We start from the raw sequence: 16965 nt of genomic DNA on the forward strand, positions 1-16965 counted from the left end.
TTTTTTGACGAATTTTCCAATAAACAAGAACTTAGGTATACGCCGAAAATCAGTCACTTATAAGACCTGAAATACCCCTACCATTTATCGGCCATTTTCTTGACGCGATAACAGGGGTCTTCTTGACTTCACGGTACTACCCCCGGAATTACTATCAGGGGCAAGCCCCCAAGACACCCGCGAATACGGGCGGCCCCCGGCTTGCCCCCCTCCATTCGGTCGCCCCTCGTTCGGGGTAGGAGAGACGCCAAGGCAAGTACGGCATGCGATTGCAAGGTAGCCCGCCATGAAAACCTCATTCACCCAACAAGAGATCAAAATCACTTTTTGCACTGTCACGAGTTCACTCCTGCTGTGCTCTTCCATGGACGTTCAGGCCTCGCCGGCCGAGGATCAGGCCACGCCCTGGTATCGCCAGGACATCCCCGTGCTTACCTTGCCCGCTATCGACACGACGTACCCCGGCCGCTTCAGCGCCACACCCGATCTGCGAAGTAGCCACTTCACTACGGCTGATGCCACACCCAATGCCTGGGATCAGGTCTACGGGCAGGCATCACGCCAGGCAGAAAAAGATGCCCTGGCCCAGGGGTTCTCCAATCCCGACTCGGGCGTACTCAAAGGCCCGGCGATCCTGACCCTGCAAAGCAGCAGCGGCAGCACCCAGCAAGTTGGCCTGCTTGGCGGCACGACCCTGATCGAGGGCAACAGCAATGGTCTTTTAACCAATCGCGGCATGTCTGACCCCAACAGCGACACTCTCAACTTGCAGGGACAGAGTCTGGGCGCCTACTACAGTCTGATCGGGGCCCAGGGCTGGCATGTCGACCTGACGGCCAGTGGCGGCCGTGTCAGCGGCTTCAGTCGCAATGAACAAGGCACCCGGCAAGCCACCGAAGGCAGTTCGGTGACGTTGTCGGTCGAAGGTGGTTTCCCGATTGGCATCAGCGACAACTGGGTGGTTGAACCCCAGGCGCAATTGATCAATCAGCGCATCACGCTGGACACCCCTTACGCCGGCTCGGGCAATGCGTCCTCCACCGACCTGTCGGCATGGAGTGGCCGCGTCGGCGCCAAATTGAAAGGCAGTTACGATATCAACGGCCTGCCCGTAGAACCCTACGTGCGGACCAACTTGTGGCACACGGTGTACACCGGCAATACCGTGACCCTCGATCAGGTCGACAAGATCAGCAGCAGCCGAAACTCTTCCACCGTCGAACTGGGTTTGGGCCTGGTGGCGCGGGTAACGCCAGCGGTGAGCGTGTACGTCAGCGCCGACTACAGCAGCGATGTGGATGACAACGATTTGAACGGTTTGATTGGCAGCCTGGGTGTGCGGATGCGCTGGTGAGGCTCGGACCGGTGTGTCGCTTGTAGGAGCGAGGCTTGCCCGCGAAGGCGGCACCGCGTCGTGCAGTGGTTCGAGAACGCCTTCGCCGGCAAGCCTGGCTCCTACAGCGAAGGCGGCCCCGCGTCATCCGGTGGTTCGAGAACGCCTTCGCCGGCAAGCCTGGCTCCTACAGCGAAGGCAGCGACGCGGTTGCGGATCAGCCCTCGGGACTGAGCATCAACACCGCCAGCGGCGGCAGGTTCAGCACCAGCGACAAGGCCTGGCCATGGCTAGGCGTTTGCTCGGTAGACGCCCCGCCGCCATTGCCGTAATTGGAACCGGCATAGGTGGCCGAATCGCTGTTGAGCAGCTCTTTCCAGCGCCCGGCGAAAGGCACGCCGATGCGGTACGACTCCCGGGGCACCGGAGTGAAGTTGGCCACCACCAGCACCGGCCGGCCCTCCTTGCTCCAGCGCAGCCAGGCGTAGACGCTGTTGATCGCATCGTCGCCGATCAGCCACTGGAAGCCTTGCGGCACATCGTCCTGCTCGTACAACGCCGGCTCGGCGCGGTACAGACGGTTGAGGTCGCCGACCAGTTTCTGCACCCCCTGGTGTTCCGGGTATTGCAGCAAGTACCAATCCAGTTGCTGGTCGTGGTTCCACTCGCGCCACTGACCGAACTCGCAGCCCATGAACAGCAGCTTCTTGCCCGGATGTGCCCACATGAAACTCAGGTAGGCCCGCAGGTTGGCGAATTTCTGCCAGCGGTCGCCCGGCATCTTGTCGATCAGCGAGTGCTTGCCGTGCACCACTTCATCGTGGGAAATCGGCAGGATGAAGCGCTCGGACCAGGCATACACCAGGCCGAAACTCAGCTCGTTGTGATGATGGGCGCGGTAGACCGGGTCCTGCTGGATGTAATGCAGCGAATCGTGCATCCAGCCCATGTTCCATTTGTAGGCGAAGCCCAGGCCGCCCTGCTCCGTGCTCTGGCTCACGCCCGGCCAGGCGGTGGACTCCTCGGCGATCACCAGTGCACCGGGTGCCTCAATGGCGACGACATCGTTGAGATGGCGCAGGAAGTCGATCGATTCGAGGTTTTCCCTGCCGCCATGACGGTTCGGCACCCATTCGCCGGCCTTGCGCGAGTAATCGCGGTACAGCATCGAGGCCACGGCATCGACCCGCAGGCCATCGACGTGGAAATGCTTGAGCCAATGCAGGGCCGAGGCCAGCATGTAGCCGTGCACTTCGGTACGGCCGAGGTTGTAGATCAGCGTATCCCAATCCTGGTGGAAACCTTCCTGCGGGTTGGCGTACTCGTACAGCGCGGTGCCGTCAAATTGCGCCAGGCCATGGGCATCGGTCGGAAAATGCGCCGGCACCCAGTCGAGGATCACGCCGATGTCAGCCAGGTGGCAGGCATTGACGAAGGCAGCGAACTCGTCGCCCGAGCCGTAGCGCGCGCTGCTGGCGAATTGCGACAACAGCTGATAGCCCCAGGATCCGCCGAACGGGTGTTCCATAACCGGCATCAGCTCGATGTGGGTGAAGCCCAACTCCTTGACATAGGGAATCAGGCGTTCGGCCAGTTCAGGCCAGGTGTACAGGCGCGCCACTTCACCCAGATCGTCCAGTTCGCATTGCCAGGAACCGGCGTGCAATTCGTAGATCGACAAGGGTGCGCTCTGGCGTTGACGCCCGACACGCGACTGCATCCAGTCCTGATCCTGCCAGTCGATCTTGAGCGGTGAGGCGACCTTCGAAGCGGTGTCCGGTGGCAGGCTGGTGGCCAGCGCCATGGGGTCAGCCTTGAGCGGCAAAATGCCGTGCTTGCCCAGGATCTCGTATTTGTAGGTCTCCCCCGCTTGCAGGCGTGGTACGAACAACTCCCAGACACCGGTGGGATGACGCGAGCGCATCGGGTGGCGGCGACCGTCCCAGGCGTTGAAATCGCCCACCACCGAGACCCTTCTGGCGTTCGGTGCCCACACGGCGAAACGCACACCCTCGACACCGTCCACGGTGGTCAACTGTGCCCCCAGGGCACTGCTCAAATCACGATGATTGCCTTCGGCGAACAGGTACAAATCCATCTCGCCCAACAGCGGACCGAAGCTATAGGGATCTTCGGCCAGCTGCTCGCCACCGGCCCAGCGGGTGCGCAGCAGATAGGGTTGCGCCCGGTCGAAATGCCCGACGAACAGGCCCGGTGTCCCGGTCGTTTCAAGAGAGCCCAGTTCCTGCCCGGAGTCCCTGGCCACCACCTGAACACTCAAGGCGTCCGGCAGATAAGCCCGGATGTATTGCCCGCCGGCACCATCGCCATGGGGCCCGAGAATTGCAAAAGGGTCATGATGCTCGGCGCGTGCCAGTGCATCGATATCCCGCGTCCTGGGCAATAGCCCTTCTTTGTGATGATGACCCTGCTCCCTGTTCGAGACACTCATGACTACTCTCCACCAAGATCGGAAAAGGGTTTGAGCCCATTCAATAACCCGTACAACCCGTGCAAGGGCACGGACAGCCAGGTGGGGCGATTCTCAGCCTCATAGGCCACTTCGTACGCTGCCTTCTCCAGACCGAACAACGCCAGTGCGGCGCTCTCGCCTTCAGGATCTTGCCATGCATGGCCAAGCGTAGCTGCCGCCAGCCGATAAGCGTCGACAAATGCCTGTCTTGCTTCATTTAAATACCGCTCGGCCACCCGCTGCCGGGCAGCGTTGGCTTGAGCGGTGTTATCGACGTTGTGCACATTGACCAACATCGCCGCTGCATAATCGAACGAACGCAGCACGCCGCTGACATCCTTGTACGGACTGTGTTTGCCCCGTCGCTCATGCAAGGGGCGCGCCGGTTCGCCTTCGAAATCGATCAGGTAGGCATCGCCCTTGATCACCAGCACCTGGCCCAGATGCAAATCGCCATGGACACGGATGCGCAAGCCACCTGCCGTCTGCCTGCCCAGTGTCTGCACATGGCCGAGGATGGCTTTTTTGTTTTCCAGCAATCGGCTGACCCGTGTCTGATCCGCCGGGTTCAGTTCGTTCTGGTGTTGTTTGAGCAACTTCAGCGCATGCTCGATTTGCGTCGTGACATCGCGAGTCGTGGCCAGTGCATCCTTTTGCGTGGTGAATTGCGGATCAAAGTCGGGGTTGTTGCTCGTTGCCGCGAGTATTTGATGCATCTCCCCCAGCCGTTGGCCGAGCATACCGGCGAAATCTTTCAATTCGCCGAGCGCGTTGTAATGCTGTTCCTGCTCGGACACGGAGCCTGCCAGTTCGTCGCGCAATGCCCGCTCCAGATTGTTCTGCGTCCACTCCCAGGCATCGCCCTGATTGCTCAAGTAGCCCTGGGCGATCATCAGCAGATTGTCTTCGCCTTGCGCATCCCGGCGAATCACCGCGCCCAACAGCGGCGAAATGTTGCTGAAACCGGCGTTCGTCAGGTACGCGCTCATCTCCAGCTCCGGGTGTATGCCCGCAGCGACCTTGCGGATCAGCTTGAGCACCAGACGGTTGTCCACCACCACTGAACTGTTGGATTGCTCGGCAGACAGGTAACGCACCTGCGACTCCTCTGTCAGGCCAAGCTCGGCCAGGCCGGCGGCGGGTTCAAAACGGATTTCGCCCCCCTCACAAGGCAATACCCTGTTGTCGTGCATGCCCTGCAACACCGCGCGGACAAAGTGTTCCAGACTGAAGGCATCCGTGATCAAGCCGACCTGCGGTCCACGGCGTACGCGGGAAAGGGCCAATTGCTGCGGTAGCGCTGTTCCGACCTGGTCTTCGGCAATAAAGCCGAACTGCAATTGGTAACAATGGGTCTGGCCGCCACTGCTGACTTCGATTTCACTCAACAACACCGGATGTTGCGCATCACCAAAGCGCACGCCATAAAGCAGATTGACCCGTTCGATGGCCGCATCCTTGCCGGCGAACCAGCGGCGGTTCTGTAGCCAGCTCGGCAGAATCTGCTGCTCAAGCGTCGTACGCGATGGCGGCTCGAGCAGTTCTTCCATGCGTTTTTTCAGCACCAGGGTGGTGAAATCCGGCAGGCTTTGTGCCGGTTCCACGTGCCAGCTCGGCATCTGGTTCTCGGCAGCCAGGCCGAACCAGTAGAAACCATAAGGCGCCAGGGTCAGCAGGAAATTCAACTGGCCAATGGGCGGGAACGCGTTACCACCGAGCATCTCCACCGGCACCATGCCGACGTAGGCCGCCAGGTCCAGCTCCACGGCCTGGGCACTGCGGGAAACGTTGGCGACACACAAAATGATTTCATGCTTACCGTCGGGCCCGGTGTATTCGCGGGTATAGGCCAGTACCCGGCGGTTGTTCGGCGACAGCATTTTCAGCGAGCCGCGCCCAAAGGCCTTCGATTGCTTGCGCACAGCGAGCAACCGTCGGGTCCAGTTGAGCAGCGAATGCGGGTCGGCGGACTGGGTCTCGACGTTGACGGAAAGGTAGCCGTATTGCGGGTCCATGATCGGCGGCAGTACCAGGCTGGCCGGGTCGGCGCGGGAAAAACCGCCATTGCGGTCGATCGACCACTGCATCGGTGTACGCACGCCATCGCGATCGCCGAGGTAGATGTTGTCGCCCATGCCGATTTCATCGCCGTAGTAGAGCGTCGGCGTACCGGGCATCGACAGCAGCAGGCTGTTGAGCAGCTCCACCCGGCGCCGGTCGCGCTCCATCAGCGGCGCCAGGCGCCGGCGAATCCCCAGGTTGATCCGTGCCCGGCGGTCGGCGGCGTAATAATTCCACAGGTAATCGCGCTCCCTGTCGGTGACCATTTCCAGGGTCAACTCATCGTGGTTGCGCAGGAAAATCGCCCATTGGCAATTGGCCGGAATGTCCGGGGTCTGGCGCAGGATGTCGGTGATCGGAAAACGGTCTTCCTGGGCCAGCGCCATGTACATGCGTGGCATCAGCGGGAAGTGGAACGCCATGTGGCATTCGTCGCCATTGCGGCCTTCGGCATCCGTTGTACCGAAATACAACTGCGTGTCCTCCGGCCATTGATTGGCCTCGGCCAGCAGCATGCGGTCCGGGTAATTGGCATCGATTTCAGCGCGAATCTGTTTGAGGACATCGTGGGTTTCCGGCAGGTTTTCGTTGTTGGTGCCGTCACGCTCGATCAGGTAGGGAATCGCGTCCAGGCGCAGGCCGTCGATCCCCATGTCGAGCCAGTAGCGCATCACCGACAGCACGGCTTTCATGACCTGCGGGTTGTCGAAATTCAGGTCCGGCTGGTGAGAGTAGAAGCGATGCCAGAAGTACTGGCCCGCCACCGGGTCCCAGGTCCAGTTGGACTTCTCGGTGTCGAGGAAAATGATGCGGGTGCCGTCGTACTTCTGATCGTCATCGGACCACACATAGAAGTCCCGCGCCGCCGAACCCTTTTTCGCCTTGCGCGCCCGCTGGAACCAGGGATGCTGGTCGGAGGTATGGTTGATGACCAGTTCGGTGATCACGCGTAATCCGCGCTTGTGCGCCTCGGCGATGAAACGCCGGGCGTCGGCCAGGGTGCCGTAGTCGCTGTGCACGGCCCGGTACTCGGCGATGTCGTAGCCGTCATCGCGGCGTGGCGAGGGGTAGAACGGCAAAAGCCAGATGGTGTTGACGCCGAGTTCGGTAATGTAATCAAGCTTGGCGATCAAGCCTGGAAAGTCGCCGATTCCGTCGTCATTGGAGTCGAAATAGGATTTGACGTGTACCTGATAGATCACCGCGTCCTTGTACCAGAGCGGGTCCTTGATAAACGTGGCTGCCTTGGATTTCTTCGCCATGTGAAACTCCTGTTGAATACCAGCGAACGCCCTGACCCGGATCGTTCCCACGCTCCGCGTGGGAATGCCTCAAGGGACGCTCTGCGTCCAGTGACGCGCAGCGTCACGGGCTGCGTTCCCACGCGGAGCGTGGGAACGATCATGGGTTAAGCGGTGATCCTCCAGATCCCGAACGGCTGATACGCAGGATCGATCCGCATGAACTGGTGCTTGCCGTGCCAGGTCCAGCGATGCCCGTTCATCAGGTCTTCGCCCTGGGTATCGGCGTCGTCCGGCAAGCCCAGTTCCCACAAAGGCAATTCGAAATGGGCCTCTTGCGGGTGATGGGGATCGAGGCTGACGGCCACCAGGATGAAATTGCTGCCGTCGGCGCTGCGCTTGCCGAAGTACAGAATGTTGTCATTCCAGGCGTTATAGATTTTCAGCCCCAGGTGTGTGTGCAGGGCCGGGTTCTGCCGGCGGATACGGTTGAGTTGGGCGATCTCGGCGATGATGTTGCCCGGCGCGGTGAAGTCCCGAGGGCGGATCTCGTATTTCTCGGAGTCCAGATACTCCTCCTTGCCGGGCAGTGGCGCCGATTCGCACAACTCGAACCCGGAATACATGCCCCACAACCCGGAGCCCATGCTCGCCAGCACCGCGCGGATCAGGAAACCGGGTCGCCCGCAGTCATGCAGGAAGGCGGGGTTGATGTCCGGCGTATTGACGAAGAAATTCGGTCGATAGCACTCGCGCCACGGTGACTGATTGAGCTCGGTGAAGTACGTGGCCAGTTCATGTTTGGTATTACGCCAGGTGAAGTAGGTGTAGCTCTGGGAGTAACCGACCTTGCCCAGCCGCGCCATCATGGCCGGCGTGGTAAAGGCTTCGGCCAGGAAGATCACCTCGGGATACAACGCCCGCACATCGGCAATCAGCCATTGCCAGAACGGCAGCGGCTTGGTGTGCGGGTTGTCGACGCGAAACAGCTTCACGCCCTCCTCGACCCAGCCGACCACGATGTCGCGCAGCTCCACCCAGAGGCTGGGAATCGCTTCGACGGCGTAGAAGTCGACGTTGACGATGTCCTGGTACTTCTTCGGCGGGTTTTCCGCGTATTTGATGGTGCCGTCGGGGCGCCAGTTGAACCAGCCCGGATGCTGCTGCAACCAGGGATGGTCCTGGGAACACTGGATGGCGAAGTCCAGGGCGATTTCCAGGCCATGCGCCGCGGCCGCCGCCACCAGCCGACGGAAATCTTCGCGGGTGCCCAGTTGCGAATGAATCGCCTCGTGACCACCCTCCGGACTGCCGATGGCATAGGGGCTGCCCGGATCGTCGGGCCCCGCGGTCAAGGCATTGTTGCGCCCCTTGCGATAGCTGCGGCCGATCGGGTGAATCGGCGGAAAGTAGAGGACATCGAAGCCCATGTCCTGGATCATCGCCAACCGCGAATGCACGTCGTTGAAGGTGCCGTGGCGCGAGGGATCATCGGTGATCGAACGCGGAAACAGTTCATACCAGCTGGCGAACTGCGCCAGCTCACGCTCGACATCCACCGGGTACTCGGGACTCAGGCTCAAATAGGCACGGTGATCGGCCAATGCCATCAATCGGGCACTACGCTGGTGCAGAAACAGCGCCACCTGCTCGGTTTCCAGCAGCCCGGACAGTTCATGGTGCAACCCTGCCAATTGTTCGCTCAGTGGTCCTTCCGTGCGCTCGGCGGCCTGCTGCACATGGATGCGACCCTCCTGCAACTCCAGACTGACAGGCACGCCGGCGGCGTGTTTCTTTTCCAGTTCATGGCAGAAACTGGCGAACTGATCGATCCAGGCTTCGATGCAATAGACATAGCGCCCCGGTGACACGACGTGAAATCGACCCTGCCAGCCATTGTTGCCAAGGTCCGTCATCACCTCGCTTTGCCAGATGTCGTCGTCTTCGGTTCGCCAGCGTATGCGCACGGCCAGTTTGTCGTGACCGTCGGCAAAGACCTTGCTGGTCACCACCACGTCCTGGCCGGCCACGGCCTTGACGGCGAACTGGCCGCCATCGAGGGTCGGCTGGGTGTTTTCGATCACGATTCGCGGCAACAGCAACGCCTGCGACAGCGGAATGTGCGGGTTGTAGCTCAGTTCTGTCGGTTTTTCAGCCGTCATCGAGCCTCTCTCCTGTACGCCCCAAGGACGCTCTCGTGTCTGATGGTCATCCACATCGGCAAGCCGCGCGCCGATTGAACTCACTTAGGTTCCGAGCGACCGGCGCCTGGAAAAGTTCACCGGCAACGGGTCGGAATCAATGACATGCCACGGCGGTCAATGAACTAAAGCATGAACTAAAGCACGACTCACGCCATGTGCCACCGGAGGCTTGAACAATGACCAATCCCTTCCCTGCCGAGACCCCCGATCCGAACATCGACGATCCGGTGATCCCGCCGACCGAGCCGCAACCCGTCCCCGAACAGGACCCTCCCGGAGCGACGCCGCCACCAAGGGAAGAACCGCCAACGACGATGCCGCCGGTGATTGTTACGCCCGAATGAAGACAATTGATCGATCCCCAACAACACCAAACCCGTACCCGTGCCCGCCCCCATACCCGTAGGAGCCAGGCTTGCCGGCGAAGGCGTTTTCATGGACAGCGCACGTCGTCAGGCCTAGCCGGCGAAAGCGTTTTCGAATCCGACGCATGACGCCAAACGGTCTTCGCCGGCAAGCCTGGCTCCTACGGGTACGGGAATCGTGCGCAGACGTTGTATCGCGGACAACAACGACCATTAATCGGTTGCGCAGAACGATGACCGGCACAGCGCCCCTAACGTTTACCAGTCGCAAACAAAGGAGCACGCCATGACCGTGCGCATCGAAAACCAGACCTGCTTCTTTACCACCGAAAATGGCGAAGAAATTCGCCTGTGCACCGATGTGACCATCATCACCGACGGCGCCAAGGCCATGTCCGCTGTGGACCTGGGTAATGGCCGACGCATCTACATCACCGAAGCGCAAGCCGACGCATTGACCGTGGCAGGCGCGGTGGACGGTCGTCGGCACTTGAAGGCAACCAGCGGTGATTCGGTGATTTGACCGACCTGGCTGAATAAGCGCCGCAAGCCCCTGAAGCCGGTGTTTGCGGCCGCTCAAGACAGGTGCTTCAACTTGTCGCAGCAGGCCCTGCGCAACCCATCTGATCTGCTTTTTATTGAATTACCTGAGTCTGTTATGCAAACAGATGGGCGCTCATAGTGGCTCATGCCTGATGGAGGCTGATGAGCGAAAGACCATGAGCGAGAGAATCCCCGTCCGAATCGTTGAACACGTACCACCAGTCAAGACCTTTGAGCCTTCGCGAACGAAAACGAAGTCCGGCTCCAGTGACAGACTGATCCACACCCGCAGTTTCACAGGTTTGTTCCGCAGCCTGCGTATCAGCGGCGCCGGTGTTCTGTTCCTATTGTTCTTCGGCACTGTGTGGCTCAACTGGGGAGGCCGCCAGGCCGTGCTCTGGGACCTTTCGGAAAGTAAATTCCACATCTTCGGCGCGACGTTCTGGCCGCAGGATTTCATCCTGCTCTCAGCATTGCTGATCATCGCCGCTTTCGGTCTGTTCGCGATCACGGTGTTCGCCGGTCGCGTATGGTGCGGCTATACCTGCCCACAGAGCTCCTGGACCTGGATCTTCATGTGGTGTGAAAAGGTCACCGAAGGCGACCGCAATCAACGCATCAAGCTGCAAGCCGCGCCCTGGGGTCTGAACAAGTTGAAGCGCCGCGCGGCCAAGCACACCATGTGGCTGGCCATCAGCCTGCTGACCGGCCTGACCTTCGTCGGCTACTTCACGCCGATCCGCCCCTTGGCCGAAGAACTGCTGACCCTGCAAATGGGTGGTATCAGCCTGTTCTGGGTGCTGTTCTTCACCGGCGCCACTTACATCAATGCCGGCTGGCTGCGCGAGGCGGTGTGCATGCACATGTGCCCTTATGCCAGGTTCCAGAGCGTGATGTTCGACAAGGACACCCTGACCATTTCCTACGACGTCGCCCGCGGCGAAAACCGTGGCCCGCGCAAGCGCGACGTCAAGCCGGCCGAAGTCGGCCTGGGCGACTGCATTGACTGCCAACTGTGCGTGCAGGTCTGCCCTACCGGCATCGACATCCGCGACGGCTTGCAGATGGAGTGCATCGGGTGCGCGGCGTGCATCGATGCCTGTGATTCGATCATGGACAAGATGGGGTACGCGCCCGGACTGATCCGTTACACCTCCGAACATGAGTTGCAGGGTGGCAAGACCCGGTTGCTGCGGCCACGGTTGATCGGTTACACCGCCGTGCTGGTGGTGATGATCGCGGCACTGGTGGTCGCGCTGATGCAGCGGCCGATGGTATCGCTGGACGTCACCAAGGATCGTGGCCTGTTCCGCGAGAACAGCCAGGGGCAGATCGAGAACATCTACAGCCTCAAGGTCATCAACAAGACCCAGCAACGCCAGGATTACCACTTGTCACTGGTCGACGGCGACGGTTTCCAGTTGCAGGGCAAGACTGAGTTGAGCCTGGCGGCCGGCGAAATTGCCGACCTGCCGGTGTCGGTGGCGATGACAGCGCAGCGCCCGAAAAGCAGCTCGCAAAGCATCGCGTTCAAGATCGTCGACAGCGATGAGCCGAGTGTTTTCAGTGTGGCCAGCAGCCGGTTTGTTGCGCCGATGAACCGTTGATCCCTTAGACTGCGGGGCGCCGGATCGCCGCACCGCTCAGATCCGTAGGAGCGAGGCTTGCCCGCGAACCAGGCGCCGAGGTGTAACTGTCGGAACCGCGTTATCGTTCTTCGCCGGCAAGCTCGGCTCCTACGGTGAACGGCGCCCCCGATTTTTCACATGACAACCATCCGGGTTCTCAATGAAACGCTACGAAAAATTCGCCGACGACATCGCTGAACTGATTCGCTGCGGTGTCCTCGGCCCCGGCCAGCGAGTGCCTTCGGTGCGCTACGCCAGCCAGACTTACGGCGTCAGCCCGTCCACGGTGTTCCAGGCCTATTACCTGCTGGAGCGCCGCGGCCTGATCCGGGCACGGCCGCGTTCGGGCTACTTCGTCAATGCCCACGCACCGCGTCCGTTCAGCGAGCCGGTGATCAGCAGCCAGGTCAACGAATCCACCGAAGTCGACGTCAGCGAACTGGTGTTCTCGGTACTCGACTCGATCAAGGACCCCAACACCGTGCCTTTCGGCTCGGCGTTCCCCAGCCCCGGCCTGTTTCCCCTGCAAAGGCTGTCACGCTCGCTGGCCAGCGCCAGCCGGGACATGGACCCGCGCATGGTCGTGACCGACCTGTCGCCGGGCAACCCGCAACTGCGTCGGCAAATCGCCCTGCGCTACATGGTCGGCGGGTTGATGCTGCCGATGGAAGAGTTGCTGATCACCAACGGTGCACTGGAAGCGCTGAACCTGTGCCTGCAAGCCGTAACCCAACCCGGTGACCTGGTGGCCATCGAAGCCCCGGCGTTCTATGCCTGCCTGCAAATACTGGAGCGGTTGAAACTCAAGGCCGTGGAAATTCCGGTGCATCCGCGCGACGGCATCGACCTTGGCGTGTTGGCGCAAACCCTGGAACGCCACCCGATCAAGGCGTGTTGGTGCATGACCAGTTTCCAGAACCCCATGGGCGCGACCATGCCGGAATCGAAGAAACAGGAACTGGTGGAACTGCTGCGCCGTCATCAGGTGCCGTTGATCGAAGACGATGTCTACGCCGAGTTGTATTACGGCCAGCAGGCGCCCAAGCCGGCCAAGGCGTTCGATACCGAGGGGCTGGTGATGCACTGTGGATCTTTCGCCAAGAGCCTTGCACCGGGTTACCGCATCGGCTGGGTCGCCGCCGGGCGCTTTGCGCAGAAAATCGAACGACTCAAGCTCATGACCTCGCTCTGTGCCTCGATGCCGGCCCAGGCCGCCATTGCCGACTACCTGCAACACGGCGGTTATGACCGGCACCTGCGCAAATTGCGTTACGCCCTGGAGGAACAGCAAAGCGCCATGCTGTCGGCCATTGCCCGCCATTTCCCGCCACAGACCCGTGTCAGCCAGCCTGCCGGCGGCTACTTTCTGTGGCTGGAGCTGCCGGAGCAAATGGATTCGTTGAAGTTGTTCCAGATGGCCCTGGCGCAAGGCATCAGCATCGCACCGGGACCGATCTTTTCGCCGACGCAGCGGTTTCGAAATTGCATTCGCCTGAACTACGGCAGCCCGTGGACCGAGGAATCGGAAAAGGCCATGGAGACATTGGGACGGATTGTCAGATCGTTCTGAGGGTTATTTTTCGCCTGACAGATCGCTATCGCGAGCAGGCTCGCTCCCACAGGTGCACACAAAACAAATGTGGGAGCGAGCCTGCTCGCGAAGACGCCAGTGCTGTCAACACAAGCCTGGGGAATTAACGCCCGCCTCCCAGATCGACAAAGGTCCCGGTCGCATACGACGCCTTGTCCGACAGCAGCCAGACAATCGCTTCAGCCACTTCATCCGGCCGGCCGCCACGGGCCATGGGGATTGCCGACTCCAGCTTGCTGACCCGGTCGGGATCGCCGCTCAGGGCATGGAAATCGGTGTAGATATAGCCCGGCCGCACCGCATTGACACGAATACCTTCACCCGCCACTTCCTTGGACAGGCCGATGGTGAACGTGTCGAGCGCGCCCTTGGAGGCGGCATAGTCGACATATTCGTTGGGTGAGCCCAGGCGTGCGGCGACCGAAGAGACGTTGACGATGCTGCCACCCTGCCCGCCATGTTTGGGCGACATGCGCAGGATCGCATGCTTGGCGCAGAGCACAGGTGCCAGCACATTGGTCTTGAGGATCTTGAGAATGCGGAACTCGGACATTTCGTCGACACGGGACTTCTGCCCCACGGTGCCAGCATTGTTCACCAGCGCCGTAACACGGCCCAGCTCCGTGTCCACCCGGTGAAACAGCGCGATCACTTCATCTTCGATGCTGACATCGGCACGCACCGCAATGGCTTGTGCGCCCATGGCGCGGACTTGCTCCAGCACATTGAGTGCCGCCTGCTCGTCGGCCTGATAATTGATGCAGATCCGATAACCTTGTTCGGCGGCCAACAGGGCTGTGGCGGCACCAATGCCGCGACTGCCGCCGGTGATGACGATGACTTTGTCCATGCAAGCTTTCCCCGTTCCAAGCGTAAGCGGTCGGGGGCAAGAATAACCGTCATTGACGGTTTTTGCATGAGGCTATTGTCGGGTAGCGCGGCCGGCGGACAGGCGTCCCGGCCATGATGCTCAAGCCGGCAAAAGCGCCTTCGTCCGCTCGATCTGCGCCATGAAACCCTCGGCCGGCAGCGGATGCCCGAGCAAATAACCTTGCAACGAGTCGCAACCCAGTTGCGTCAGAAAGTCCTGTTGCATGTCGGTTTCCACGCCCTCGGCGACGATCCGCAGCCCCAGCGCCTGACCCAGGGCGACAATGGCCGAAACGATTGCCGCGTCATCGCTGTCACGCTCCAGATCGCGCACGAATCCACGGTCGATTTTCAGTTCGTTGGCTGGCAGGCGCTTGAGGTACATCAGGCTCGAATACCCAGTGCCGAAATCATCAATGGACAAGTCCACGCCCATTTCAGACAGTTCCTGCAACACCGTCATGCTGGCATCGGCGTCGCTCATCGCGGTGGTTTCGGTAATTTCCAGGGTCAGGTTGTTGGCCGGCAAGTGGTGCGTGGCCAACGCCCTGGCCACACTCTGGACCAGGCCGGCGTGGCAGAACTGAAGCGCCGAAAGGTTGACCGCAATACGCCAGTCCGTGTGCCCCAACACATACCATTCGCGCATCTGCCGACAGGCCTCGTTGAGCACCCATTCACCAATCGGAATGATCAACCCGGTTTTTTCCGCAATATCGATGAACTTGTCCGGCAGCAACAACCCCTGCGTGGGGTGCTCCCAGCGCAACAGGGCCTCGGCGCCGACCGGACGGTTTTTGGTGGCATCGAATTTCGGTTGGTAATGCAGACAGAACTGCCGTTGCTCGACGGCGTTTCGCAGGTCCTGCAGCATTTGCAGTTGCTTGCGCGCGTTACTGTTCATCGACGCGTCGAAAAAGCTGTAGCCGTTTTTGCCCGCACCCTTGGCGTGATACATCGCCGCATCGGCGTTCATCAACAACTCGTGGGCGGTCTGGCCATTGCCGGGATACAGCGCAATACCCACGCTGGCCGAAATCTGCAAATCGTGCTCGGCCACCCGGAACGAACGGGCAATCAGCCCGACCTGCCGGGCCGCCAGATTCATCGCGTCATTGGGTTCGCTCAGTTGCACCAGCAGGACGAACTCATCGCCACCGATGCGCGCCAGGGTGTCATGGTGACGCAGATCCTCACGCAGGCGCAGGCTGACCTCACGCAACAGCAAGTCGCCCATGTGATGACCGAAGGCATCGTTGACCGGTTTGAAGCCGTCAAGGTCAATGAACATCAGGGCAAAACAACCGCCCTCGCCCTCCACCCGCGACATCGCCTGATCGATGCGGTCGGCCAGCAACATGCGGTTTGGCAGACCCGTCAGGGTGTCATGCAGCGCCAGTTGGGTCAGTTCGCGGTTGGCTTCGGTCAACGATTGAGCAAGGGCGGCGGTGCGAGCCTCCAGGCGTGCATCGAGGATCGAGGTCAGCAGGGCAATGCTCAGCACTGCCAGCGTGGTGATCAACACCAGATTGTCCAGGCCCTTGCCGTTGAGGCCGCTGATGGCCGCACCGCAGAAACTGCCATCGGGAAAACGTGCCGCCGCCATGCCGGTGAAATGCATGCCGACAATGGCAATACCCATGATCACGGCCGCACCGCCACGAATCATGCGCACATAAGGCGTGTGCTGGCGCAGACGGAAGGCGATCCACAGGGCAGCCCCCGAAGCGATGACCGCTATCAGCAACGATGCGCCGAATAACGTCGGATCGTAGTCGATACCCGGCTGCATGCGCATGGCGGCCATGCCGGTGTAGTGCATGGCGCTGATACCGGCCCCCATCACCAGTGCACCGAACGCCAGCTGCCAGGCCGGCAACCGCGGTTGACTGACCAGCCACAGAGCGAAACCGCTGGAGAGCACGCCGGTGAGCAACGACAGCGCGGTAATGCCGGCGTCGTAGCCCAGATCGATGGGCAGGCTGAATGCCAGCATGCCGATGAAATGCATCGACCAGATACCCACCCCCATGGCCAGGGCGCCACCGGCTGTCCATAGATGCACCGCCCTGCCCTTGGCAGTGGCAATGCGCCCGGTCAAATCGAGTGCGGTGTACGAGGCCAGAATCGCAACACAAAGCGAAATGACCACCAACGTGGGGGAATAGCTACCGATGAGCATAGAAATTCTCGACATGCCCCTCCGTACCGCTTCCTTTCTCGGCGGGGCAAATGGAGCGATTGTACTGATTCCAAATGAGAACGCACTCACAAAATGAGCAAAATGCCATCAACCCGATGAAACGCTTGTTTGACCGTGTGAATGGGCTTCAAACCACCGTCTTCATTTCGCATGAACCAGCGGTGCGGCGGGCGAAGGCGCCCTCGAGAACAGCATCTTTTTTGTAGGAGCCAGGCTTGCCGGCGAAGGCGCCCTCAAGAACAACATCTTTTCTGTAGGAGCCAGGCTTGCCGGCGAAAGCGCCCTCAAGAACAACATCTTTTCTGTAGGAGCCAGGCTTGCCGGCGAAAGCGTCCTCAAGGATACGTTCGCCGGCAAGCCTGGCTCCTACAGGCGAAAGCGTCCCCAAGAATACGTTCGCCGGCAAGCCTGGCTCCTACAGGCGAAAGCGTCCCCAAGGATACGTTCGCCGGC

General features: G+C 60.7%; 11 protein-coding genes. 5 read left to right on the top strand and 6 right to left on the bottom strand.

From position 1 onward, the window contains the following. The first annotated feature begins 286 nt into the window (after positions 1 to 286). On the top strand, positions 287 to 1354 hold the full coding sequence (locus ACQKP2_RS06220; RefSeq protein WP_427575237.1) for an autotransporter outer membrane beta-barrel domain-containing protein: 1068 nt from the start codon (positions 287 to 289) through the stop codon (positions 1352 to 1354). A 196-nt stretch (positions 1355 to 1550) separates the two neighbouring features. Here the strand turns inward: ACQKP2_RS06220 and glgB are convergent, their stop codons facing one another. The 3 genes from glgB to ACQKP2_RS06235 all read right to left on the bottom strand — a co-directional run bounded on the left by glgB (position 1551) and on the right by ACQKP2_RS06235 (position 9270). Next, positions 1551 to 3785 (bottom strand): 1,4-alpha-glucan branching protein GlgB, encoded by a 2235-nt coding sequence (gene glgB, locus ACQKP2_RS06225; RefSeq protein WP_427575239.1) that lies wholly within the window; start codon positions 3783 to 3785, stop codon positions 1551 to 1553. A gap of 2 nt (positions 3786 to 3787) precedes the next feature. Next, positions 3788 to 7129, bottom strand: a complete 3342-nt coding sequence (gene treS, locus ACQKP2_RS06230) for a maltose alpha-D-glucosyltransferase (protein ID WP_427575241.1) — start codon at positions 7127 to 7129, stop codon at positions 3788 to 3790. Positions 7130 to 7275: 146 nt separating this feature from the next. Next, the gene (locus ACQKP2_RS06235) at positions 7276 to 9270 is read right to left on the bottom strand and encodes an alpha-1,4-glucan--maltose-1-phosphate maltosyltransferase (protein WP_427575243.1); all 1995 of its coding nucleotides are present in this window, start codon (positions 9268 to 9270) and stop codon (positions 7276 to 7278) included. Positions 9271 to 9488: 218 nt separating this feature from the next. On the opposite strand from ACQKP2_RS06235, the gene ACQKP2_RS06240 reads away from it, so the two are divergent. From ACQKP2_RS06240 to mapR, 4 genes are all read left to right on the top strand, one after another. After that, on the top strand, positions 9489 to 9656 hold the full coding sequence (locus tag ACQKP2_RS06240; RefSeq protein ID WP_427575245.1) for a hypothetical protein: 168 nt from the start codon (positions 9489 to 9491) through the stop codon (positions 9654 to 9656). Positions 9657 to 9963: 307 nt separating this feature from the next. After that, entirely contained in the window at positions 9964 to 10200 is a 237-nt protein-coding gene (locus ACQKP2_RS06245) for a DUF3203 family protein (protein WP_427575247.1), read from the top strand. A gap of 196 nt (positions 10201 to 10396) precedes the next feature. Continuing rightward, on the top strand, positions 10397 to 11827 hold the full coding sequence (ccoG, locus tag ACQKP2_RS06250) for a cytochrome c oxidase accessory protein CcoG (protein WP_427575249.1): 1431 nt from the start codon (positions 10397 to 10399) through the stop codon (positions 11825 to 11827). 181 nt (positions 11828 to 12008) lie between these two features. Then, positions 12009 to 13418 (top strand): GntR family transcriptional regulator MpaR, encoded by a 1410-nt coding sequence (gene mapR, locus ACQKP2_RS06255; RefSeq protein WP_427575251.1) that lies wholly within the window; start codon positions 12009 to 12011, stop codon positions 13416 to 13418. Between the two features lie 124 nt (positions 13419 to 13542). Here the strand turns inward: mapR and ACQKP2_RS06260 are convergent, their stop codons facing one another. The 3 genes from ACQKP2_RS06260 to ACQKP2_RS06270 form a co-directional block, all read right to left on the bottom strand. Next, positions 13543 to 14289 carry an SDR family oxidoreductase gene (locus ACQKP2_RS06260; protein ID WP_427575253.1) on the bottom strand — a complete coding sequence of 249 codons (747 nt, stop codon included), beginning with the start codon at positions 14287 to 14289 and terminating at the stop codon, positions 13543 to 13545. Between the two features lie 120 nt (positions 14290 to 14409). Beyond that, positions 14410 to 16491 (bottom strand): putative bifunctional diguanylate cyclase/phosphodiesterase, encoded by a 2082-nt coding sequence (locus ACQKP2_RS06265; protein WP_427575306.1) that lies wholly within the window; start codon positions 16489 to 16491, stop codon positions 14410 to 14412. A 148-nt stretch (positions 16492 to 16639) separates the two neighbouring features. Further along, positions 16640 to 16918, bottom strand: coding sequence for a hypothetical protein (locus ACQKP2_RS06270; protein WP_427575255.1), 279 nt, complete (start codon positions 16916 to 16918; stop codon positions 16640 to 16642). Between the last annotated feature and the right edge of the window lie 47 nt (positions 16919 to 16965).

The organism is Pseudomonas sp. NPDC089569 (assembly GCF_050280625.1).
GTDB lineage: Bacteria > Pseudomonadota > Gammaproteobacteria > Pseudomonadales > Pseudomonadaceae > Aquipseudomonas.